General features: G+C 46.4%; 17 protein-coding genes, 2 tRNA genes and 1 pseudogene. 8 read left to right on the top strand and 12 right to left on the bottom strand.

Translation table 11 applies throughout. From position 1 onward, the window contains the following. Positions 1 to 15: 15 nt before the first annotated feature. Together QN395_RS04005 and QN395_RS04000 are read right to left on the bottom strand one after the other, a co-directional pair. A complete protein-coding gene (locus QN395_RS04005) occupies positions 16 to 2130 on the bottom strand; it encodes an FdhF/YdeP family oxidoreductase (RefSeq protein ID WP_323491700.1) in 2115 nt (704 codons plus the stop codon). A gap of 221 nt (positions 2131 to 2351) precedes the next feature. Further along, positions 2352 to 3992 (bottom strand): annotated as a pseudogene (locus QN395_RS04000) (OFA family MFS transporter). A gap of 42 nt (positions 3993 to 4034) precedes the next feature. On the opposite strand from QN395_RS04000, the gene QN395_RS03995 reads away from it, so the two are divergent. Then, positions 4035 to 4373, top strand: a complete 339-nt coding sequence (locus QN395_RS03995; RefSeq protein WP_322118794.1) for a hypothetical protein — start codon at positions 4035 to 4037, stop codon at positions 4371 to 4373. 208 nt (positions 4374 to 4581) lie between these two features. On the opposite strand, the gene acs is transcribed toward QN395_RS03995, so the two are convergent. After that, positions 4582 to 6564, bottom strand: a complete 1983-nt coding sequence (acs, locus tag QN395_RS03990) for an acetate--CoA ligase (RefSeq protein ID WP_322118793.1) — start codon at positions 6562 to 6564, stop codon at positions 4582 to 4584. A 460-nt stretch (positions 6565 to 7024) separates the two neighbouring features. On the opposite strand from acs, the gene QN395_RS03985 reads away from it, so the two are divergent. The 3 genes from QN395_RS03985 (at position 7025) to murI (ending at position 10263) form a co-directional block, all read left to right on the top strand. After that, positions 7025 to 7636 carry a TIGR00645 family protein gene (locus QN395_RS03985; protein ID WP_322118792.1) on the top strand — a complete coding sequence of 204 codons (612 nt, stop codon included), beginning with the start codon at positions 7025 to 7027 and terminating at the stop codon, positions 7634 to 7636. 142 nt (positions 7637 to 7778) lie between these two features. After that, positions 7779 to 9302, top strand: coding sequence for a fumarate hydratase (locus QN395_RS03980; RefSeq protein ID WP_322118791.1), 1524 nt, complete (start codon positions 7779 to 7781; stop codon positions 9300 to 9302). 28 nt (positions 9303 to 9330) lie between these two features. Beyond that, positions 9331 to 10263, top strand: coding sequence for a glutamate racemase (murI, locus tag QN395_RS03975; protein ID WP_323491699.1), 933 nt, complete (start codon positions 9331 to 9333; stop codon positions 10261 to 10263). Between the two features lie 37 nt (positions 10264 to 10300). On the opposite strand, the gene QN395_RS03970 is transcribed toward murI, so the two are convergent. The 4 genes from QN395_RS03970 to QN395_RS03955 all read right to left on the bottom strand — a co-directional run bounded on the left by QN395_RS03970 (position 10301) and on the right by QN395_RS03955 (position 14735). Beyond that, positions 10301 to 11581 (bottom strand): haloacid dehalogenase-like hydrolase, encoded by a 1281-nt coding sequence (locus tag QN395_RS03970; protein WP_416200153.1) that lies wholly within the window; start codon positions 11579 to 11581, stop codon positions 10301 to 10303. A gap of 610 nt (positions 11582 to 12191) precedes the next feature. Next, on the bottom strand, positions 12192 to 13004 hold the full coding sequence (locus QN395_RS03965; protein ID WP_323491698.1) for an alpha/beta hydrolase: 813 nt from the start codon (positions 13002 to 13004) through the stop codon (positions 12192 to 12194). Further along, positions 12964 to 13974, bottom strand: coding sequence for a M14 family zinc carboxypeptidase (locus QN395_RS03960; RefSeq protein WP_322121565.1), 1011 nt, complete (start codon positions 13972 to 13974; stop codon positions 12964 to 12966). The genes QN395_RS03965 and QN395_RS03960 overlap by 41 nt, the downstream gene beginning before the upstream one ends. 311 nt (positions 13975 to 14285) lie before the next feature. After that, the gene (locus QN395_RS03955) at positions 14286 to 14735 is read right to left on the bottom strand and encodes a hypothetical protein (protein ID WP_322118787.1); all 450 of its coding nucleotides are present in this window, start codon (positions 14733 to 14735) and stop codon (positions 14286 to 14288) included. A 417-nt stretch (positions 14736 to 15152) separates the two neighbouring features. On the opposite strand from QN395_RS03955, the gene QN395_RS03950 reads away from it, so the two are divergent. Together QN395_RS03950 and QN395_RS03945 are read left to right on the top strand one after the other, a co-directional pair. Further along, positions 15153 to 16037: a CPBP family intramembrane glutamic endopeptidase gene (locus tag QN395_RS03950; RefSeq protein ID WP_323491697.1), complete on the top strand. Its 885-nt coding sequence runs from the start codon at positions 15153 to 15155 to the stop codon at positions 16035 to 16037. A gap of 130 nt (positions 16038 to 16167) precedes the next feature. Beyond that, complete coding sequence (locus tag QN395_RS03945; protein WP_323491696.1) at positions 16168 to 17274, top strand: alpha/beta hydrolase; 1107 nt, start codon at positions 16168 to 16170, stop codon at positions 17272 to 17274. A 149-nt stretch (positions 17275 to 17423) separates the two neighbouring features. Here the strand turns inward: QN395_RS03945 and QN395_RS03940 are convergent, their stop codons facing one another. Further along, positions 17424 to 18380, bottom strand: coding sequence for a DUF808 domain-containing protein (locus QN395_RS03940; protein ID WP_323491695.1), 957 nt, complete (start codon positions 18378 to 18380; stop codon positions 17424 to 17426). A gap of 525 nt (positions 18381 to 18905) precedes the next feature. Here QN395_RS03940 and QN395_RS03935 point away from each other — a divergent pair. Then, positions 18906 to 19451, top strand: a complete 546-nt coding sequence (locus QN395_RS03935; RefSeq protein ID WP_323491694.1) for a YybH family protein — start codon at positions 18906 to 18908, stop codon at positions 19449 to 19451. A 178-nt stretch (positions 19452 to 19629) separates the two neighbouring features. Then, the gene (locus QN395_RS03930; protein ID WP_322118782.1) at positions 19630 to 20307 is read left to right on the top strand and encodes a Bax inhibitor-1 family protein; all 678 of its coding nucleotides are present in this window, start codon (positions 19630 to 19632) and stop codon (positions 20305 to 20307) included. A 237-nt stretch (positions 20308 to 20544) separates the two neighbouring features. Here QN395_RS03930 and QN395_RS03925 read toward each other — a convergent pair whose 3' ends face one another. The 4 genes from QN395_RS03925 to QN395_RS03910 all read right to left on the bottom strand — a co-directional run bounded on the left by QN395_RS03925 (position 20545) and on the right by QN395_RS03910 (position 22401). Then, positions 20545 to 21369 (bottom strand): formyltransferase family protein, encoded by an 825-nt coding sequence (locus QN395_RS03925; RefSeq protein ID WP_323491693.1) that lies wholly within the window; start codon positions 21367 to 21369, stop codon positions 20545 to 20547. A 525-nt stretch (positions 21370 to 21894) separates the two neighbouring features. Further along, positions 21895 to 21971 (bottom strand) — tRNA-Asp (locus tag QN395_RS03920). 29 nt (positions 21972 to 22000) lie between these two features. Beyond that, a tRNA-Val gene (locus QN395_RS03915) sits at positions 22001 to 22076 on the bottom strand. A gap of 52 nt (positions 22077 to 22128) precedes the next feature. Beyond that, entirely contained in the window at positions 22129 to 22401 is a 273-nt protein-coding gene (locus tag QN395_RS03910; RefSeq protein WP_322118780.1) for an HU family DNA-binding protein, read from the bottom strand. Positions 22402 to 22647 lie beyond the last annotated feature (246 nt).

Raw genomic sequence — 22647 nt, 5'->3', positions numbered from 1 at the left:
ATGGCCGCTCCTTTCTCATCTATTTTGCGCTTCTCGCAATAAAATTACTCTCCGGTGTTTCGTTTTGCAAGAACCTCTATTGATAAACAAAACTCTGCGCTCGCCAAACACACCCCGGTAACGATCGTTCATTCCATAGATTGTGGTGTTGTACTGATCATGTGAACGCATGGTACCCAGATTAAATACTGGGGAAGTACGACTTTGGCGAGCCTGATGTATTGGCAAATCCGTCGGTACCGGATGTGCGTAAAAGTTTGCTTTTTTATTCGCTGTAACCCAATTGCGCTCGGATGCAGTGTTACGCAAATGGAAGCCACCAGGCACTTTTACCTTGCTATTGAAATCAGCAAAATCATCAAACACTGCAGCAATTTTGTCGCGAATACGGTCATAATCAGCTGCTAGCCACATCCAATCAGTTTTACTACGACCCTTCAGTGTCGCTGCTGCCATGCGCGCCACGATCATAGGTTCTGACAGCAAATTACTGGAGGCTGGCGCATTAATCCCGGACGATAGATGCACCATACTCATAGAATCCTCAACACTAACTGCTTGCGGACCAGTCTCTTGTATATCAATCTCGGTACGGCCAAGACATGGCAAGATCAAGGCCTCACGTCCGCAAATCAAGTGACTACGATTGAGCTTGGTCGCTACATGTACAGTCAAAGCACAATTTTGCAAAGCGCGATGTGTTAAGTCAGTATCCGGTGTAGCGGTGGCAAAATTACCGCCCATTGCGAAGAACACTTTATTTGATTCATCCAGCATCGCTTGTATAGCACCAACGGTGTCGTAACCGTCTTCACGTGGCGGTGCAAAATCAAATACCTGTCCTAGCCGATCCAAAAATGCCGGACTAGGTTTCTCATAAATTCCCATTGTGCGATCGCCTTGCACATTGCTATGACCACGCACAGGACAAGGACCAGCACCAGGTCGGCCAATATTGCCGCGAAGTAGCAACAGATTGACGATCATCTGTATTGTGGCGACAGAATGTTTATGCTGAGTGATACCCATACCCCAGCAGGCAATCACTTTACCTGCGCCGATATAAATATCAGCAGCACGCTGGATTTGTGCGCGCTCTAAACCAGATTCACGCAACACAACATCCCAAGGCTCAGCCATGACATCGGCAGCAAAGCTATCAAAGTTAGCGGTGTGCTCGGCAATAAAATCAAGATCAATGATGCGCGCTTTACCAGCTTGTTGAGCTGCTAGATCAGCCTCCAGCACGCATTTGATCATGCCTTTAACCGTCGCTAAATCGCCACCAATTTTTACCTGAAAATAATCGGAAGAAATTGAGGTTGATTGATCTCCGATCATCTCCACCATGTTTTGCGGATTTTGGAATTTTTCTAAACCACGTTCACGCAAAGGATTAAAAGAAACAATTGATGCGCCACGTTTAGACGCCGCACGCAACTCACCGAGCATGCGCGGATGATTAGTGCCAGGATTTTGTCCAAAAATCAAAATCGCATCTGCGACTTCAAAATCTGACAACAGAACCGTACCTTTGCCCACACCAATTGCGGCCTTCATAGCAAAGCCAGAAGGCTCGTGGCACATGTTAGAGCAGTCAGGGAAATTATTGGTACCAAACTCGCGTACAAATAACTGATACAAGAATGCAGCCTCGTTGCTGGTGCGGCCTGATGTATAAAAGATAGCATCGTTAGGTGATGCCAGCGCATTCAGGCGCTTAGCGATCAGATCAAATGCTTGTGCCCATTCGATTACCTGATATTTGTCCGTGGCACGATCGTATTGCATAGGTTGCGTTAAGCGTCCCTGCCCCTCCAGCCAAAAATCGGTTTGTTCGCTTAGCCACTGCACCGTATGTTTGGAAATTAACTCTGGTGTGGCGCGGCGCGCTGTAGATTCTGCCGCGACTGCTTTTGCACCATTTTCACAAAACTCAAACGTCGATGTATGGTCTTGATCAGGCCATGCACAACCAGGGCAATCAAAGCCATCTGGCTGATTCGCCGACAATAAAGTACGCGCGCCTTTACCGGGAATACCTTGCTGGAAAATCTGCTCAGCAACACTTTTTAAGGCACCCCAGCCACCAGCAGGACGGTCATACACTTGAACTATTTTTTTGCTCATAATTGCGCTCTTCATTTTACTAACGGTTTGAACTTTGAAAACGTGGCTTTTGAAAACTTGGAGTTTAAAAATTGGGACTTTAATACGGGCTTTGAGAACTTAGATTTTTCTACATTATCAATAAAATCGATAAGTATAGGCATCCAAGTTTCGTAATATTTTCTAAGTCTACGCCAAAAAAAAAGATCGCACTGAGGCGACCTTTTTTTTGCTTACATCTATTATTTAAATAACAAAACAGCTTTTTGCAAAGTGATCCAAATACCGATTGCTAATGGGATACCTACTGCTGCCCAGGCAAACAATACGGTTGCTTGGCTAGTCGAACCGCCTTTTCCAACGACGCTGCCATCGGTAGAGCTGGCGATAACACGATCATGTGCCAGCTTGCGTTCAGTCGCCAGCTCTTCATCTGTCATAAAAGTGCTGTCTTTAACAGGACGCACTAATAAATTACAAATAAAGCCGAGAACTAACATACCCGCCAAGATGTACATGGTGATGTCATATGCCTGGGCTTTTGCTACGCCATGCGCCAATTGGTATTCGCGGATATACGTAATCAGCAAAGGTCCGAGCACACCCGCAGTTGACCATGCAGTCAGCAAACGACCGTGGATGGCACCAACCATTTGCGAGCCGAACATATCTGCCAAATACGCTGGCACAGTGGCAAAACCACCACCATACATAGACAAGATAATGCAGAAAAACAATACGAACAAAGCCAGACTACCTGCATGTGCAACAGTAGGAATCGATGCGTAAAGAATGAAGCCCAGTACGAAGAAGACAAAGTAAGTACCTTTGCGACCGATATAGTCTGAAATCGACGCCCAGAAGAAGCGACCACCGATATTAAACAAGGACAGCAAACCAGTAAATGCGGCTGCGATAGTCGCAATCTGTTTCTTTTGATCTGGATTTAAGTCATTGAAGCCAAGATCGACGCCAATCAATTTACCGCCAAATACTTCTTGCAGCAAAGGCGATGCCATACCCAAGATACCGATACCAGCAGACACGTTTAAACACAAAACAGCCCAGATCAACCAGAATTGCTTAGTCTTCCAAGCCTTATTCAAGTGAACATGTTTGTTCGTGATCATTGCATTGTTCGTTTGTACTGGAGGCGTCCAACCGGCTGGCTTCCAACCAGAAGCAGGTACACGGTAACCAAATGCACCAGCCATCATAAATACAAAATAAATCGCTGCCATAACCAAAAAGGTTTGCCATACCCCGACAGAAGTGGGTGTCGCGAAATGACGCATCAACCAGTCAGCTAATGGTGATCCAATCAAGGCACCACCTCCGAAGCCCATGATCGCCATACCAGCTGCCATACCGCGCTTGTCCGGAAACCATTTAATCAGCGTCGATACTGGTGAAATATAGCCCAGACCCAAGCCAATACCACCGATGACACCACCGCCTAACCACAACAGCCATGCTTGATGCGTGTACACACCAAAGGAGGAAATCACCAGACCACCACACCAGCACAATGCGGAAACCACACCAGCTTTTCATGGGCCTGCGCGTTCCAGCCAACCACCAAATAAGGCAGCGGAAGAGCCGAGGAATATGAAGAACAAGGTGTACATCAACGTCAGAGTAGAGATTTTCCAATCGCAATCACTGGCAAACAGCTCTTGTAACAGACCAACATCGCTGGCACAGGCAAGCGGTTTATCGATACCGATTGCTTTCGAAAGCGGCAACCAAAACACGGAGAAACCATACGCCATACCGATACAAAGATGAATCGCCAAAGCCGCAGGCGGTACTAGCCAACGATTGAAGCCTTCACCAGCAATGGTGCGCTCCTTAGCTAGCAAAGAAAATTGTGATTGCGACATAAATACTTGCCTTTACGTTGAAGGTAATCAAAAAAATAGCCTATGCCTAACAAAGATGTAGCTGTCCCATTAGCGCTAGTATTGTCTTATGAGAAATTCTTTTCAGCAATAATTTTATTTGTTATGGTTACTAATATTAGAACATTCCATCAAGAAATAAATATGTTTGTTCTTTTTTTGCCCAGTTTTAAATTTGAGAAAAAACTTGAGCAATCTAAACGATTTATTTTGCTTAATTTTCGCTTAATTACGAAACTACCGACGATAAAATACGCAGACAAAATCAATATACTGGCTACAGTATTTATGTACCACCCAATAATTCATTGGAGAATAAGAGCATTTAATAAAATTAAAATGGGAGTATATAAAAAAACCTAAAGTGCAACCCAAGATATTGCTCAGCCACTCCACACAACTGCCTGTGTGTAACGACAGCCCTAATCTGTCGCAAACTTATTCAAACCCATACAAATTGAACCGAATAAATTTGCGCTTTTCTAATTGTTTTAGGAAATTGACAATCAATATCGAGCTGTATGGCCGTTGATAACTGTAGCTTTTTAGCGCCAGTATCAAGAACGTAAAATCATTGCGCCTGCTTCAACTGCTCCAAAATTGCAGGATTTTCTAGTGTAGAAATATCTTGCGTAATTTCTTCGCCTTTTGCCAACAAGCGCAGCAAACGACGCATGATTTTACCCGAACGGGTTTTGGGTAAATTATCGCCGAAGCGGATTTCTTTTGGCTTTGCGATAGGGCCGATTTCTTTGGCAACCCAGTTACGCAACTCAGTCGCAATTTGTTTGGCTTCATCACCAATCGGACGAGTACGTTTTAAGACTACAAAGGCACAAATTGCTTCGCCAGTAGTATCGTCCGGCTTGCCTACGACTGCGGCTTCTGCCACTAGAGGATGTGCGACCAGAGCTGATTCAATCTCCATCGTACCCATGCGATGTCCGGAGACATTCAGCACATCGTCAATCCGGCCGGTAATCGTAAAATATCCGGACTCTTTATTCCGAATCGCACCATCGCCTGCAAGATACATGGTGCCGCCAAACTCTTCCGGGAAATAACTTTTCTTAAACCGCTCAGGGTCGCCCCAGATGGTTCGTATCATCGATGGCCAAGGACGTTTGACCACCAGAATGCCGCCCTGCCCGTTAGGCAGATCATGTCCTGTTTCATCTACAATCGCCGCCATAATCCCTGGCAATGGCAAGGTGCAAGACCCCGGCACCAAGGGCGTTGCTCCTGGCAACGGCGTCATCATGTGACCACCAGTTTCGGTCTGCCAGAAAGTATCGACGATAGGACATTTTTGGTTGCCAATATGGTTGTAATACCACATCCAGGCTTCAGGATTGATTGGCTCACCAACTGACCCCAACAAACGCAAGGAGGACAGATCATATTGTTTAGGATGAATTTTTTCGTCACCATCTGCCGCTTTAATCAAGGAGCGGATCGCTGTTGGTGCGGTATAAAAAATCGTGGCTTTATGTTTTTGGATCATGTCCCAAAAGCGACCGGCATTCGGGAAGGTAGGAATACCTTCAAAGACGATTTCAGTAGCACCTGCGGCTAACGGCCCATAAGTAATATAGGTGTGACCAGTGACCCAGCCAATGTCAGCAGTACACCAGAAGACATCGTCTGGCTTAAGATCAAAGGTCCATTTCATTGTCAGAATCGCCCACAGCAAATAGCCGCCGGAGGAATGCTGAACACCTTTCGGTTTGCCAGTCGACCCTGAGGTGTAAAGAATAAATAAAGGATGCTCAGCGCTGACCCATTCAGGCTCGCACACATCGGATTGAATTGCGACCAGATCATGCATCCATAGATCGCGACCTTCAACCACTGGCACGTTGCCGCCAGTACGTTTGTAGATCACCACATTTGTGACCTTCTCGCAACCACCCAGAGCAAGTGCCTCATCGACGATCACTTTCAGCGGCAAGTGCTTACCGCCGCGCACCTGTTCGTCTGCCGTGATGACGGCTACCGCGCCCACATCTAAAATCCGCTCCTGCAGCGACTTCGCAGAGAAGCCACCAAACACGACCGAATGCGTGGCGCCTATCCGTGCGCACGCTTGCATAGCGACCACGCCCTCGACTGACATCGGCATATAAATAACGACGCGATCACCCTTACTGATACCAAGGGACTTCAAACCATTCGCAAATTGACAAACTTTTTGATGTAGCTCTTTGTAGGTGACTTTAGTCACATCACCATCATCCGACTCAAAAATCACGGCAACTTTATCGGCATTTCCGTTCTGCAGATTCACGTCCAAACAGTTATAGGACACATTCAATAAACCGTCTTCAAACCATTTATAAAATGGCGCTTCGGATTCATCTAATACTTTATTGAAAGGTGTATGCCAGTGGAGATTTTCTCGCGCCAGTCTGGCCCAAAAACCTTCATAGTCCTGCGCGGCTTCAGCGCATAGCACCTGATAGGCATCCATCCCAGAAATTGTCGCATTGGCAGCAAATGCAGCAGGCGGTGGAAAAACACGGGTTTCGGCTTTGACGGCGTCGAGGTCAGACATGATTATCTCCAGCTTATTGTAATTAGTTGAGTATCGTTCAGGCTCAGTCTAGGCTGACTGAGCTTATTGCAATTGCCATAAATTACCGTCATTCAACAGACTCAGATACCTGGACTTGCGCAAAATTGTTCCCGCAAAGCGTAACGACGACGGCAGTATTTTATTGCCGCTCACCGCTACAACGCAGTTGGGCGATTTTGGGTAAGACCTCATATCAATGTTCATCGGCATCATAATTGTAGTAGATGCGGTCTATTGCTAACAGCGTGATCGGCAAACAATAGATAACATTGCAGTATTGGCGCAAGACAACAGTACATAACGACAGCTCATACCATAGGCGCAGAGACTTACTTAAGCCTTACGGTCGGAAAATTCGCCGAAACCAGCACTCACCAATCATGCTATCGCCGTGTAAAATACGGGCTAACTCAGTTTTTTACCACTTACGATTCCGACTATGTCAAAACCTGACGCACCGCACAAACTTTCTCCTATCGCCGGCATAATTTTTTTTAGCCGCTGGTTGCAACTACCTCTGTATCTAGGATTGATACTTGCGCAAGCAGTCTATGTATTTCATTTTTGGGTTGAACTCAGCGATTTAGTCGGCGCTGCTTTAGGTAACCAATCGGCACTTGATCACATTTTGGATGCTGTCAGCGTTACCAATGCAACTCGCCCTACCAAACTCAATGAAACCACGATCATGTTAGTGGTACTTGGCCTGATCGACGTTGTGATGATTTCTAATTTGCTGATCATGGTGATTATTGGCGGATATGAAACCTTCGTCTCTCGGCTTGGCATTGAGGGTCACAGGGACCAGCCAGAGTGGTTATCGCATGTCAACGCAACGGTGTTGAAAGTCAAATTGGCAATGGCGATCATTGGCATCTCTTCTATTCATTTGCTGAAAACGTTTATTAATGCGTCCGCTTATGATCCAAAAACACTCATTGCACAAACAGTCATTCATATCGCATTCTTATTATCCGCACTGTCAATTGCCTACTGCGATAATTTGCTGACTAAGACGCATAACGAAACACATAAAAAGCTCAGCCATTAAGACGATCGATAGCACTTCACGCGTGTAATGACCAACAAAGAATCGTCATGCACACGGTAATGAAGAATATAGATCAATATCAATGCACCATTATTTTTTAAGCTGATCACACCGATTTTTCTACCTAGCCAAGAGCCATATCATGACAGTCATTAAACAAGACGACCTGATCGAATCCGTTGCCGCTGCTTTGCAATACATCAGCTACTACCATCCTGCCGATTACATTGCCCATCTGGGACGTGCTTATGAAGCAGAACAAAGTCCTGCAGCCAAAGATGCAATCGCACAAATCTTGACCAACTCGCGTATGTGCGCGGAAGGCCATCGTCCGATTTGCCAGGATACGGGCATCGTCAATGTATTTATGAAAATTGGTATGGGCGTGCGCCTAGAAGGTTTCACCACTTCCATCACGGATGCCGTGAATGAAGGTGTGCGTCAGGGTTATGCCAACGCAGATAACGTCTTACGCGCATCGATCGTCGCTGATCCATTGTTCGACCGTAAAAACACCAAAGACAATACACCCGCTGTGATCCATATGGAGCTGGTACCGGGGAATACGATTGATATTCAGGTCGCAGCCAAAGGCGGTGGTTCTGAGAACAAATCTAAATTTGTCATGCTCAATCCGTCCGATTCTCTGATTGACTGGGTGATGAAAACCGTCCCGACCATGGGTGCAGGCTGGTGTCCACCGGGCATGCTCGGTATCGGTATTGGTGGTACTGCAGAAAAAGCCATGTTGATGGCAAAAGAATCCTTGATGCAAGACATCGACATGTATGAATTAAAGCTGCGTGGCCCACAAAACAAAACGGAAGAGCTGCGTATTGAACTCTGCGACAAGATCAATGCCCTCGGCATCGGCGCCCAAGGTCTCGGCGGTTTGACTACCGTACTGGACGTCAAGATCAATATGTATCCGACTCACGCAGCATCGAAGCCAGTCGCAATGATCCCTAACTGCGCGGCGACACGCCATGCGCATTTTGTAATGGATGGCTCTGGTCCGGTCTATATGGATCCGCCATCGCTTTCTACCTGGCCCAAAGTGCAGTGGACAGCGGATACAGAAAAATCCAAACGCGTCGATCTCAATACTCTGACCAAAGAAGAAGTCGCATCCTGGACGCCGGGCCAGACTTTGCTGCTCAACGGCAAAATGTTAACCGGTCGCGATGCTGCCCATAAGCGCATTCAAGACATGCTGGCCAAAGGCGAGAGCTTGCCAGTCGATTTCACAAACCGCGTCATTTATTATGTTGGTCCGGTCGATCCGGTACGCGACGAGGCTGTTGGCCCTGCAGGTCCTACCACCGCGACACGGATGGACAAATTCACCGACATGATGCTGGAAAAAACCGGACTGATCTCGATGATTGGTAAAGCAGAGCGCGGCCCGGCCGCAATCGAATCCATCAAAAATCACAAATCAGCCTATCTGATGGCAGTGGGCGGCGCGGCTTACCTCGTCTCGAAAGCAATTAAAACTGCCACCGTGGTCGGCTTTGCCGATTTGGGTATGGAAGCGATTTATGAATTTGACGTAGTCGATATGCCTGTGACTGTTGCGGTCGATTCTAACGGTACCTCGGTGCACAACACCGGTCCAAAAGAATGGCAAGCCAAGATCGGCATTATCCCAGTCGCAAATTCTTAATTTAAATCTCTCAAGTCAAAATACGCCTATGATCGTAAAAATTGATGCAGCCATAGGCGTATTTGATTCTGGTATCGGCGGTCTGTCGGTACTTCAGCATATCCGTAAAGACCTTCCCCACGAACATGTGATCTACTTCGCCGATTCGGGCTTTGCGCCCTATGGTGACAAACCAGAATCGCTGATCGTAGAACGTAGTCTTGCGGTCGCCCAATTCTTAACTGAACATGGTTGTAAGGCGCTGGTAGTTGCCTGCAACACCGCCACTGCCGCGGCGATTAAAGCCTTACGACAGGCGTATCCCGATCTGAACCTCGTCGGTGTAGAGCCAGGCTTAAAGCCTGCTGCACAACAAAGTCAAAACGGTATCGTCGGTGTATTAGCGACCCAAGCGACCCTGCAAAGTGAAAAGTTCACTGCACTACGCGATCAGTTGTCGGCAGAAACCGGAGTACAGTTTTTTTCACAAGCCTGCGTAGGCTTAGTCAATCAGATCGAAAAAGCCGAACTACATTCAGCAGAGACTGTCCGCCTGCTACACCAATACCTGACTCCGTTATTGCAACAAGGTGCAGATACGATCGTACTTGGCTGCACCCACTACCCGTTTGTCGCTGAGCTGATTTTAAAAATTATTGCTGAATTCAAAACCGGCAACCCACAACCGAGCGTGAAATTAATCGACACCGGCAAAGCGGTCAGCAAACAATTAACACGCTTGTTGGCGAGCAGTAAACACGCGACTGAGACCGTATCAGATTCAAAAGCAGCATCGGATACAAAAACAGCATCAGGCTCAAAGTCTCACTCCATAGTTGATGCTGCAACCAAGTTAATTGTCTATACCACAGGAAGCTCAACGACATTGGCATATGCACTTGATCGACTACTTCACATCAAAGAAAAAGACCGAGAAATTATGCATTTATCGGTCTCTTCCAAACTCGCTAAAGTCAATTAGCCCTGATCATCAAGCAACCTAATGCTAGCGCAACTCCTCACGCTAGCAACGCAGCTACGGCTTTACCGTACTTAATCGTGGTTTCTGCCGGCAGCCAATTACCCGTTGATTCCTGGCGACCTTGCAAAACAAAGCGAGGATGCGCTTGAGCTAAATTGTCGGCCGCCTGTTTAGACAATTCTCCGATCTTGCCTTTTTTAAGCCGGTTCACGACCAGACTCAATTCCGTATCTGAAAAATCACGCAGCATATCGTAGTCACCGTCGCTATCACCAGCAACAAAGATCGGACCATAGCCCTTCTTCGCGACCAGTTCCCGCTTGATCACCTCGGATTTTCCTGGTCCCCAATTGATCGGCCAATTCTTGCGATAGACATTTTTAAAGATCTCGCCGTCTTTCTCTAAACGCAATCCCAATACGTTCTGACGTTCAACATGAAAACCATATTTGGGTTGAGTCGCAAACACGGCAACAACGTCTTCCAACGAAGCGGTGCTGACATAAACGTCAATACCATGTGTGCGGAACGCGCTCATCAAACTGGCGATCTCGGTCGCCAAACGTATTCCATGGAAATGACTAGTCATGATCACACCGGCCTTACCAGACAAAGCAAGTGGGCTCGTATATTTGGTCTTGGTCAGACTCATACCCAGATTGGCGTCGTTGGATGCCTCCGCTAATTTGCTCAAATCGGCAATACTCATATTGGTGAAGAAATAGATAATCCATGGATAACCGACCGCAACACCATGAGTATCATTAATTGCTTCATATAAGAAATACAGCTTGGCACGGAAATCCTGGAACTGTTCTGTCTGGGTAATTTCTTCCAGCGATTTATTGCCGTTCATGAGTTTGAAATTCGCATTCAAGAATGCATAATCGGCATCCAGATCGCTACAAATCGATTCCAAATCCACGACATCGCCTGCCGCGTTTTTGTAGTCAGGCATAAATTTTCCAACAGGGACATTTTGGCGAATAATCGCTGAGAATTCTGTTGGTGTCAGTTTGAAGGACAAGGTATTGATCTGATACATCAACAAAGCTTCTTCGCAATCATTCATGATGCTGGTGTTATCCCAATCAAACACGGCATAAGGACGACGCTTAGCAGAGTACTTTTTCGAGGTATTGCCATGTTTAGCGATTAGCGCTTCGATCAACTCTCTGTTACGCGGCGACCATTTAGCGCTATCGATACTGACTTCAGCGACTGCACGCACAGGTTTGGTTTGTGCTTCAGCGCTGGCGACCATGCCAACACTTGCCGCACCTGCCAAAATGCCTTGCAAGAGATGACGGCGTTGAATGGATGGCTTAGTCGCTGCTGCACGCGTAGGCTGAATGATGGGTTGTGTTGCGGGGGGCGCTATTTTTGGCTTGACCAATTCAGCTGTCGATTGATTGACTAATAATTTTGCTAGTTGACTTGGACGCTTGAGCATGACGATTCTCCACAGAAAATAAATAGCCCAAGTGTAAGAATGATTTATGACTGGCTAACGACAATCAAACATCATTCTCATCATTGCTGAGTGTCACACCATTTTCCATACAGCAAGTCTGCGAAGTACTGGCATCAATGCAGACAAATAGAGAATTTCAACTCAAAAAAATCCGAGATATTTCATATACTCCCTCTTATTTTTATAAATTCCCCCTTATTGTCCAATAATTATATGGACACTTTACATTTACTAGATGGGAGTATATTTTCGAGCATAGTTATCATGACCGATCCAATCACTATGCAAAGATTGGGTTTGAGTGTAACTCTATATGACCAGCGACGATGCGATACCGGATCCCAGGCTGTGATGGGATGACGCGCTTGGTAATTTAGGTTTAATTTAATTGGATCAATCTCCCCAATTTTATTTGAACAGCCATCTACGCAGAAGTCCGGTAAGACTATTCAAACTAGCGTTGGGTAGATAACCAATTGGCTATTTGCTGCATCACCCACCCTGCATCATCCAATGGCAAATCATGCCCGGCGCTTGGATGCAGTTTGATCTCACAACTCCATAACTCTGCTAATTGGCGAGAGCATGCTGGATTGACTAAGTCATCTCCCAAACCCGCAAGCAACAAGGTCGGCATTGGTGGCGCGGCATAAGGTGCGCGATATCGCAGCGCCGCCGCCAATTGCCGCAGGATATTGCCGCGGCGAATAGGATATTCCTCAGCATAAGCAACCCATCGCTTTAACAGCGCCGGAGCTTGCTGCGTGTCTGCTTGCTTGCTGGTGATACGCATAATCAGCGCCTCGCGGTGCTCGACCGTGCCACGCAGTAAAGTACCAAGTAACGCAGGATAATTTTGGGGACGCAGGCGATGATAAAACGGATTGTGCGGCGCCAGACTGGTGTTGATCAGCACCATCTTCTCGACTTCGCCCGGATACAAACGACTCCAGGCCACCGCCGCCATCGCGCCAAGTGACAAGGCGGCGACGTGATAAGGAGGTGGATGAGACAACGCCAACAATTGTAGACGAACAGATTCGACCATTGCCTCAACACTGGTCGCGCTGACTTGTTCGCACAAGTGTCCATTGCCCGGAAAATCTAAAGTCACTACGGCAGCATCAGCCGCAATAACTTGAAACATTTGAGGAAAATCACCCCAATGACGCTGCTCTCGCATCAAACCTCGTAGCAACACCCAGCTTGCCATCAGGCTGATCTCTTCATGGCCGATACCAGCGCGCCACAGCCCGCTCCTGAACACGGCAACGTGTCGGTCCTTTGGTCAGCCAATGCTCGTGACCACAAGTCGCCCGCATTAAAAAATCCAGCCAGACCGTATGGCGACGCAACACCCTCTGTAAGCGATGCTCGGCCACCGGATTAAACATGCCGTGACGCGAAAATAATTGGCGCGGATTTTTCTTCACCCACAACCATGACCCCATCTCTAGAGTAAACGGCAAAAAAGTTTTAGAAGGATCTTGCTGCGCCTGTAAATAGAGATAATCCCAGATGTCGCCGTGGGTTTGATATTGCAGACTTTGAGGCTCAAACAGATAACGATGATTGGGATAAGTTTGCTGAAACAATTCTTCCAGCGAGAGAATATCGGCGATGTGCTCGATTGGATGCACACTATGCGCATGTGGAAACCATACCCGGTCACGCAAACCAAAGCCCGAATGACAATCAACTGCGATACTAAACTGACGACTTAACAATTCATCCTGAACGATTTTGCACAAAGCTTGATTTTCTAGTTCCATCTCCGCGCCGGCAACACCTCGATACCAAGGCAAATGGCGGCTGATACGATGGCCACCCAACAAAAAAGGCACTTTATCCGCCGCCTCTACCGGAGAATTACGCATCAGATCCACGCCCTGTGGATTGCTGCGTGTCGCCTGCCACATTCCGCCCGGATTAATCAACGGCATAAACACCAGACGCACGTCTTGCAGCATATGATGGAGACTTTTATCCCATGCCAGCCGCGAGATCAGACCACGCAAAAAACTTAACAAGACCTGAGTGCCGATCCGCTCCAAACCATGAATGCCACCAAAAAACCCTATCGCCGGCACGGCAGGATCAGGATTGCCCAGACAAAGTTTGTAGACCGGAAAGCGTTTATGTTTGACACTCACCTCGCAAGCAACCGACGCCTCCAGATGCCCTCGCCCAAGGGTCAGGATGCGTTCCAATTCTTGCATTTCAGGCAGAGCAGGCATGATAGTAGCGGCAGCGATGGCGGTAGAAATAGAATTTGCGATGCTAGTAGACAACTGCAAGGAAAGCAAGGCGAATGCAGAAATTGCCACTTTCCAGTGAAAAATACGGATCATCTCTAAAGATGCATAGAGAAGTTTTACTTAATTTGTCAATTAGGACTTACGCAAAATTATCCCGGCAAGGCGTAGCGACGAAGATAGTACTTGAGTACAGCTAGGAGCTACGACACAGCCGGGGCGGTTTTGCGTAAGTCCTATCTATAAACTCTTCTTAGTCAATCTCATCTTCAACGGTTCATAATCAGCTTGTCTCAGTTTTGATCCGGAGCATTTTTAACGCCCTCTTTAACCTGCTTCGTCATTTTTTTATTTTGATTCTCGAAGTCTTTAACCAGCTTATTACAAATAGTTTTCTTCGCCTCGCACAACACGCCCATCTCGACGTAAAGATCGCCGTTCGACCGATTCTTTAACGTCCGCTTTACTACTGCGGGATAGGCCGGGTAAGTTGGTGGTGTGAACGACCAGATCGTCATCCCATCAGCCTCGGTGATGATAGTCCATGCGTCAGGCGTGGTATTGACCGATACATCAGGCTTTGCATTGACCGCCTCCAACGCTGAAGCGACGGTCTTAAATCCGGTGCCAGATATTTTAGATGGAGCGGCTTTGGCCATCGTTTTTTCAGTCTGCGCGTACGCAATTGAGGCATAAACGGATAAGCTCATCAGCAATGCAGTACGAGCGAATAGTTGGATCATTAGTAGCTCCTCAAAATAAACGGGGATCAGTATGAAAAATTTCTTACAGCAAAAGAACCTATGTTACCCAACATCATATTACGAATATTGACAGACACTTAATTTCAAAATCATCGAAATCACAAAAGATCTAATCCCCAAAATAAATCTTTTTTTTGTGATTCAATTAAATCTAGATCACTCATCAAGCTTGAGCAACATATCCTTGTCAGAATATGCGGAAATTACAGAAACATATACCCCACCCCGCCATGCGCTAGCCGCCCCTTCCTCTCAGGTAAATCACAACGATCGACAACCCATCCTGCGTATTCTGCAGTTGGTCACATAAGGCTTGTTTGCTAAAAGGGTGGAGGTTACAGTCGCGGCTATTCACTTTATTCATCCCGTCCACGACTATTTTTAAGAGACACTTCTATGTCCTCCAGCATCCTACAACCTGGCATCACCCTCCCACTTGGTCACCGTATTTTGCGCTTCCCGCTGACACGGATTGTGCTTGCGCTGATCGCGTTCATGTTACCGTTTTTATTAATACAGGCCGGCTCATCGAAGATGTTCGACGACAAATTATTTGTCAAACTCGGACAATTGACTGGCGCACTCATTGGCTATCTTTGCTATGCAATGTATGTGCGTAAGATCGAACAACGTGCCGTTACCGAGCTGTCTTTGCGTGGGTTGACACAAGAATTTGGCAGTGGCTTTTTGCTCGGTAGTTTGATGGTGTGCGCGACTGTGGGCATCATCGCATTGATGGGCGGATTTCAGATCACGGCCACGTCCTCGTGGACTGTGATTTTGATCCCCCTGTTGATGCATCTGACGATTGGATTGGTAGAAGAGATGCTGCTGCGTGGCGTATTCTTCCGCATTGTTCAGCAATCATTGGGAAGCTGGTTAGCCTTGTTAGTATCTGCGGTGCTCTTTGGTGCCATGCATCTGGTGAACGACAACATCACGGTACTTGGCTTTGCCAGCATCACCGCTGCCGGTTTATGGCTGGCGTCTGCCTTTATGCTGACTGGCAGATTGTGGATGTGTGTGGCAATGCACGCGGCGTGGAATTTTTTTCAGGATGGCATTTTTTCGGTTGCGGTGTCTGGTCATCCGGTACGCAATGGTTTATGGATCAGCAAAATGAATGGACCGGACTGGATGACGGGTGGCGCTTTTGGCATTGAAGGTTCTGCGATTGCATTCATCATCGTGGTGGTTGTCACCGCCGGTTTGTTATATCAGGCAGCTCGACACGGCCGCATTGTGCAACCATTTTGGAAGAGGATCGATCGCAATTTTTGATCGAAAATTGCGATCGTTGTCGATACCGATCGGCTAAGATTGTAACGCTGAGACGATAAGACTGCGCTGTAAAAATACGCAATCAATCCTGCTGTGTTCCATATGAATGGCATCATTTCGAAAGTAGCTAATGCAAAAACTATCTGCCGTATTTTCTATATTGTGCTCTAGTGCTGTTGCTTTATTTTCTTCGCTCGCACTAGCGCAAAGCGGCACTGCAAACACGGCAACGCCATCGGACAAAACACCGCCACTGACATGCCAATCAAAGACACAAAAAATTAATGAACAACGGTTCGTCCTTATTGGCGGGATCAAACAATGGGTGACGATCAAGGGAAATAGCTGCGCTAATCCAGTGATACTGATTGTGCATGGTGGGCCCGGCAATCCGCTCACGCCTTATGCGGCGAATATGTATGCTGACTGGGAGAATGATTTCACGCTGGCGCTATGGGATCAGCGTGGCGCTGGCTTAACTTATGGTGAGAACAAGCCAGCAGCTGGCGCGACGCTTACGTTAGAGCAATTGAGCAATGATGGTGTCGAACTGGCAGCTTATCTGACCCATTATTTAGGGCAAAAGAAGCTCATCCTGATGGGCGGATCGTGGGGCTCTATATTGGGTGTGTACATGGTCAAAGCGCAACCGGCACTTTTTCAAGCGTATATCGGTACTGCGCAAGTGGTGAGTTATCGCGATAACCAGACAGCGACATATACCAAACTACAGGCGCTAGCACGCGCCACAGATGATAAGGCGACGCTCACGACACTGGATACCATGGGTGCTCCACCTTGGACAAATCCGCGCAACTTTGGCATCGTGCGCCGCATCCTGCGCAAATATGAAGCGAAGGTCAGTACACCACCGCCAGCCAACTGGTGGGTACCCGCGGCAGCATATACAACGCCAAAAATACTCGCGGATTTTGAAGAGAGTGAAGAATATTCTTTCGTTCAGTTTGTGGGAATGCATGGCGACGGGATGTTTTCAAAAGTCGATTTGCCCAAACTGGAGACTAAGTTTGATGTGCCATTTTTCCTCGTCCAGGGAGAAGAGGATTTGCTATCCACACCAGAGATAGCACAACGGTATTTTGACAGTATCACCGCACCGAAAAAAGCGTTTGTCTTGGTACCGCATGCCGGCCACGATCCAAATCAAGTGACGCTGGATGCGCAATATAAGTTGCTTAAAGAAAGCGTGTCGCAAAGTGCTGATTTAAAAAAATAAAGTCGCTTGTCGATCAACTCGCAGGTAGCACGTTGCGCTTTCATTCACGCTTCTAATTGAGCGCATGTGCTACCTAAGTTTGAATTCTGTTTGCGCTATTCAATGCACTTCGCTATTCAATGCGCTTTATCCCTCGCTGGTCTGCGGTATCATTTCTGTGGTTTCAATTTTTTATACAGCGCTTGCAATGTAGTGACCACCAACAACACTAAACCACCTGCAATCAAACCTGCAATGGTATTTAGTAAGGATGGCAAGATCGTCGTGACCAGACCGCCTAAACTACCCACATTGCTGGCCGCTGCGGTGAGATCGGTGATCAGGTGATGCGCAAGGGGAATCTGATGCGTCAGAATGCCGCCCCCCACCATAAACATCGCGATCGTACCGATCACGGTGAGCGACTTCATCAACCGGGGCGCAAATGCCAGCAAGGCGTTGCCAGTCGTCTGGCGCAAGCCATTGAGGGCTTTGCTGCCTTCCTTCACCTTCAGATACAGACCAATATCGTCAAGCTTGACGATCAGACCGACAAAGCCATATACGCCCACCGTCATGATCAGTCCAATCGCGCACAACACCGCAACTTGCATACTAAAAGCAGATTCTGCGACGGCACCTAAGGTGATGATGATGATTTCTCCACTGAGTACGAAGTCGGTACGGATAGCACCTTTGATTTTGTCTTTTTCAAATGCGACCATGTCTACTTCGGGTTGCATTACGGCGCTTAAGACTTCGGCATCATGCGCCTTGTCTTCGGTATCGCTATGCAAAAACTTGTGGGCTACTTTCTCAAATCCTTCGTAACATAAATACGCACCGCCCAACATCAATAGCGGTGGAATCGCCCAGGGTGCAAACGCGCTGAGCAACAATGCCAGCGGTACCAAAATCAGTTTATTTTTTAAGGAGCCAACAGCAACCGCCCACACCACTGGCAACTCACGACTAGCCCTGACGCCACTCACCTGCTCGGCATTCAAGGCAAGATCATCGCCTAACACCCCGGCGGTCTTTTTAGCTGCCATACCGGTCATGGATGCCACATCATCGAGTACGGTTGCGATGTCGTCGAGTAGTGTTAAAAGACTTGCGCCAGCCATTGAGTGTTCCTTTATGTAGAGTCGTCTGATTATTCAAACATTGATGCGAGCCATGATGACGGCGCATCGCTTGCTTGGCATTCTAATTCATTCAATCATTTCATCATCAGATAACGCATAAAAAACAGCTCATATCGATGACGCAAAGTAGCTTGTGGCTCTGTGATTCAAGACTTATTAGCTCACTTACTTCTATCTATACTCATATTCATACTTCTAAATATACTCCTAATAAGTATATTTTAATCGTCCATATATTTATTGGACAATAGGGCATATTAATTAAAAATAATGGGGAGTATATTCAATTTAGATTTATTAGTACGAAGAAAAATCCTATAAACGGGCACCTAAACGCTCTCTTTTTGCCTAGATGAGGAAGGAGTTGTTTTACTGAGATTCATGAACAGTCCTCTGATCTAATTTAAACACCTGGATTCGCGCTGCGCCAAAAATCAAAATTGTATTGATCTACCAGCAGAGATCACCTACGATTTGTGTTTACTCTTCAACGAAAGTCCTCCCATGATCCGACATCTCACTGCAGCGGTTTTAACTTGTACTTTACTCGCCTCACTTTCTGCCTTTGCTGACACTCCGCCAGTGCATTTACGTAGCAGTACGCCAGAGGATATACAGGCAATCACACAGGTAACACAAGATTTTCAAACAGCAGTACGCAGCAAGGATTTGAAGATGTTATCGAGCCTGATGCTCAATTCAAAAATCATGTTCGAATCTCCCAGCTCACCAGAAATGGTAAAAAACGTGCGAGAGAAATTTGATGCAAGTTTTGATGGCACCGCGACAGGCAGCTACGCTAACTTTGCACAATTTATCGGTAGCGAAAAAGGTGCTTTGGACGAAAAATTTAGTAATATCCAAATCACGCAAGACGGACATATCGCCTGGGTCATGTTCGACTACGAGTTTTTACTTAATGATCAGGTACAAAACTATGGTGTCGAGACTTGGCAAATGATGAAAACTAGCGAGGGCAAATGGAAGATATTGAGCGTATTGTGGACAACTCATCTTATGCCAAAGCCAGTTGAATCGTCTGCGAAGTAAATCTCACTTGCTACTTCGTAGTTAAAACCGCGATGCAATTAAACAAAAAGGCACAATGGCCTGTTGTAGAATAAGGGACTTGTTCTTTTAACAGGTGATTGATTGCATCAGTAGTTTGCAGCACAGTTGACTGCAACAATGTACAAACATAGAAAACATAAATCCAAAAGGGAAATTCATGGAACTGACAAGCACCCAACAAGGCTATGGTCCGGCGCGTGAGCGTTTTATTAGTAAGACTTTTAATCACCTCGGCGGCGCTATTCTTGCGTTCACTGCAATCGAGGTTATTTTGTTCAAAACGGGGATCGCTGAAGTATTGGCAAAAGCGATGTTGGGCTTGCCTTGGCTGGTGATCATGGGCGCGTTTATGCTCGTCGGCTGGCTGGCTTCACGTGCAGCGCATACCGTTGAAAGCGTGCCTCTGCAATACGCTGCGCTGGGTGCTTATGTGCTGGCAGAAGCGATTATTTTTGTACCGATGCTGGTAATTGCCAACACCATTGCGCCAGGTGCGATTTCTGACGCTGGCTTGATCACGATTTTGGCGACTGTGTGTCTGGTCGGTGTAGCGTATGTGTCGCGTAAAGACTTTTCTTTTCTTGGTAGCCTATTGAAATGGGGCGGAATTATGGCGCTGATCTTGATCGTCTGCGGCGCTATTTTTGGATTCCAGTTAGGTTTGTTCTTTAGCGTGGCGATGGTCGGCTTAGCAGGTGCAGCCATTTTGTATGACGCTTCCAATGTGATCAACCATTATCCGGAAGACCGCTATGTCGGTGCTGCGCTGCAATTGTTTGCCTCTGTCGCGATGATGTTCTGGTACGTATTGCGGATACTGATGCGTTTGCGTTAATTATCCAGGCTAAGGTGCGCCCTGCGTACCGTAGATGTAACAACGTGGTGTTAAGTTTTAAAAGCTCAACACCACGTCCAAAATGATCATCTGGCTGATCTTATCAATTCTGTTCTCTTCAAATTCTTTTCCCTGCTAAACAATCCCATCACTTGCTGCATCAGCTACCGCTTGTAAGCATTGTGAACAATGCATCCGAGCCAAAAATAAATCGCTAGCAGAACCTACTTGTTGTACTTACACCGAATACCAATCCGTCACCGCAAGAAAACCATCTTTGCAGGCGATGACGACTGTTTTTCCACTGACGTGTATGACTTGTCCTGGCACATGGCTGTGTGGTTCTGGCCAGACGTATCCAGCTTTAATTAAAATTTTATTGTCGTTAATGCGCGCAATACATTCAATCGGGCCGAAAGCACGTAATTGCCTGTCTATGTTGTAAACCGGTTGAGCAAAGTCGATAGTTTTATCGTCATCTTTGAACAGCGGCCAATACTCACCGCCTGTTTGTATCTGCGCGTCTTGCCAGAGCGCTGGAAAATTCTTGGCAATACGACTTGCCAGCTTGCTCTTTGCGATCTGGATTTTGATTTCCAAACTATCATGAATCTCATGTGGCAAAAGCGGGAAGACTTCGCTATCGAGTATCTCGCCAGTATCAAAATCCGGTGCGATTTTGTGGCAAGTAACCGCCCAAGTTTTGTGTGATTGTAAAATCGCGTTCACTATAGGATAAGGGCCGCGTCCCAGCGGTAACGGCGCAGGATGAAAATTAATCGCGTACGACAAGTAGTTTTTCCACTCCGGTATACGCCAGTTATAGCTGCCAACGACCAAGATGTCACACTGCATCTCGCGCAACCCCACAAGGTCATGCTCGTTCATACGAGAAAGCTGAATAGAAATTTTTTTAGCTTGCGCAAGCGCGAGCAAATCTTTGTTAGTACTGAGATGATTAATTTCTGGTACGGAGAATAATTTAACCGGCTCCCAACCCTCTGCGATCCAGGTTTGAAATAAGGGAAGATCTCTATCGCATCCTGCAAATGCAAAGCGCATTATTTTCTTTCGATAAGGACTACTAGAAATTACACATGGTGTTTTACGTTAGTCCTAATATTAAGTGGTTATCGATATCAATGATGCAGCATTACCGAGCACACTTTGTAACCTATTGGATCATTTTGTAGAAGCGCATTTACGCATCGTCTGAGATTGTCGCTTACTCCCAGAATCAGATTAAGATTTTTTATCTGAATATTGAACAATTTTGTATTTAGAATGGCGTTTTTTTGCTTCGTTAATATAGGTAATACTGTTACAAATTTAAATCTTAGGTAAAAAAATCCTATTTTCTTTTCCCATTTTTAGCTGAGTGTTTAAAATATAGGTATTCACACTATTAGCTTATCCTAATGCACGCTTGTTATATCGAATTGTCGTAAATGATTTTTTGACTTAGTGAACAAATAATTTGATTGAGTATTTATAAGAAGAAATGCGGTCAGCAGACCACGGAGATATTATTAGCAATACAAAAGGAAAAAGGCATATAACCATTAAGTTATATGCCTTCTTTTATATTGGCGGAGCGGACGGGGCTCGAACCCGCGACCCCCGGCGTGACAGGCCGGTATTCTAACCAACTGAACTACCACTCCTTATTTGCTACAACTTATATTGACAATCATGGTGGGCGCTGAGAGGCTCGAACTCCCGACCTAAGCCTTGTAAGGGCTCCGCTCTACCAACTGAGCTAAGCGCCCCAACCATCTACTGCCAATACTTGTGACGCTTATCACCGCGTCACGAAGTCAATTAGTTTACAGCATCTTTCAATGCTTTGCCAGGCTTAAATTTAGGAACCTTGGCTGCTTTGATCTTAATTGCCTCACCAGTACGTGGATTGCGGCCTATTCTAGCAGCGCGTTTACCCACTGTAAACGTACCAAAACCGACCAAAGTAACAGTACCGCTTTTTTTTAATGTCGTTTTTACAGCACCAATAATTGCATCTAATGCTCGTGCCGATGCTGCTTTGGAAATATCAGCCGTGTTAGCAATGTGTTCGATCAATTCAGTTTTATTCACTTACGTCCCCCTCACAAAAGTCCAATTTAACTCCGCGATGATGTATTCGATTATTTATTGGTCGGGCATCGATCACGCCAAGCAGAAAATCTGCATCCGGTATTAAATCAAGCCGGAAACCCTTGTGTCAAGCGGTTTGCAGCGTTTCCCTACAATCTTCTTGGGTTTTCTTCTTCAAATCAAAAGTATAATTTCAAATAATTGATTTACACCATCATCGCATCTAAAAATGCACTCGAATACGGC

Source organism: Undibacterium sp. RTI2.2 (assembly GCF_035018705.1).
GTDB lineage: Bacteria > Pseudomonadota > Gammaproteobacteria > Burkholderiales > Burkholderiaceae_D > Undibacterium.
The sequence above is the reverse complement of the archived record's forward strand: the minus strand, read 5'-3'. Positions and strand labels throughout refer to the sequence as shown.

What these genes read in the sequence shown, in the direction of transcription:
- QN395_RS04005 (WP_323491700.1), bottom strand. Translation starts at nt 2,130, where the DNA reads ATGAGCAAAAAAATAGTTCAAGTGTATGACCGTCCTGCTGGTGGCTGG.
- QN395_RS03995 (WP_322118794.1), top strand. Translation starts at nt 4,035, where the DNA reads ATGCCTAACAAAGATGTAGCTGTCCCATTAGCGCTAGTATTGTCTTAT.
- acs (WP_322118793.1), bottom strand. Translation starts at nt 6,564, where the DNA reads ATGTCTGACCTCGACGCCGTCAAAGCCGAAACCCGTGTTTTTCCACCG.
- QN395_RS03985 (WP_322118792.1), top strand. Translation starts at nt 7,025, where the DNA reads ATGTCAAAACCTGACGCACCGCACAAACTTTCTCCTATCGCCGGCATA.
- QN395_RS03980 (WP_322118791.1), top strand. Translation starts at nt 7,779, where the DNA reads ATGACAGTCATTAAACAAGACGACCTGATCGAATCCGTTGCCGCTGCT.
- murI (WP_323491699.1), top strand. Translation starts at nt 9,331, where the DNA reads ATGATCGTAAAAATTGATGCAGCCATAGGCGTATTTGATTCTGGTATC.
- QN395_RS03960 (WP_322121565.1), bottom strand. Translation starts at nt 13,974, where the DNA reads ATGCCTGCTCTGCCTGAAATGCAAGAATTGGAACGCATCCTGACCCTT.
- QN395_RS03955 (WP_322118787.1), bottom strand. Translation starts at nt 14,735, where the DNA reads ATGATCCAACTATTCGCTCGTACTGCATTGCTGATGAGCTTATCCGTT.
- QN395_RS03950 (WP_323491697.1), top strand. Translation starts at nt 15,153, where the DNA reads ATGTCCTCCAGCATCCTACAACCTGGCATCACCCTCCCACTTGGTCAC.
- QN395_RS03945 (WP_323491696.1), top strand. Translation starts at nt 16,168, where the DNA reads ATGCAAAAACTATCTGCCGTATTTTCTATATTGTGCTCTAGTGCTGTT.
- QN395_RS03940 (WP_323491695.1), bottom strand. Translation starts at nt 18,380, where the DNA reads ATGGCTGGCGCAAGTCTTTTAACACTACTCGACGACATCGCAACCGTA.
- QN395_RS03935 (WP_323491694.1), top strand. Translation starts at nt 18,906, where the DNA reads ATGATCCGACATCTCACTGCAGCGGTTTTAACTTGTACTTTACTCGCC.
- QN395_RS03930 (WP_322118782.1), top strand. Translation starts at nt 19,630, where the DNA reads ATGGAACTGACAAGCACCCAACAAGGCTATGGTCCGGCGCGTGAGCGT.
- QN395_RS03925 (WP_323491693.1), bottom strand. Translation starts at nt 21,369, where the DNA reads ATGCGCTTTGCATTTGCAGGATGCGATAGAGATCTTCCCTTATTTCAA.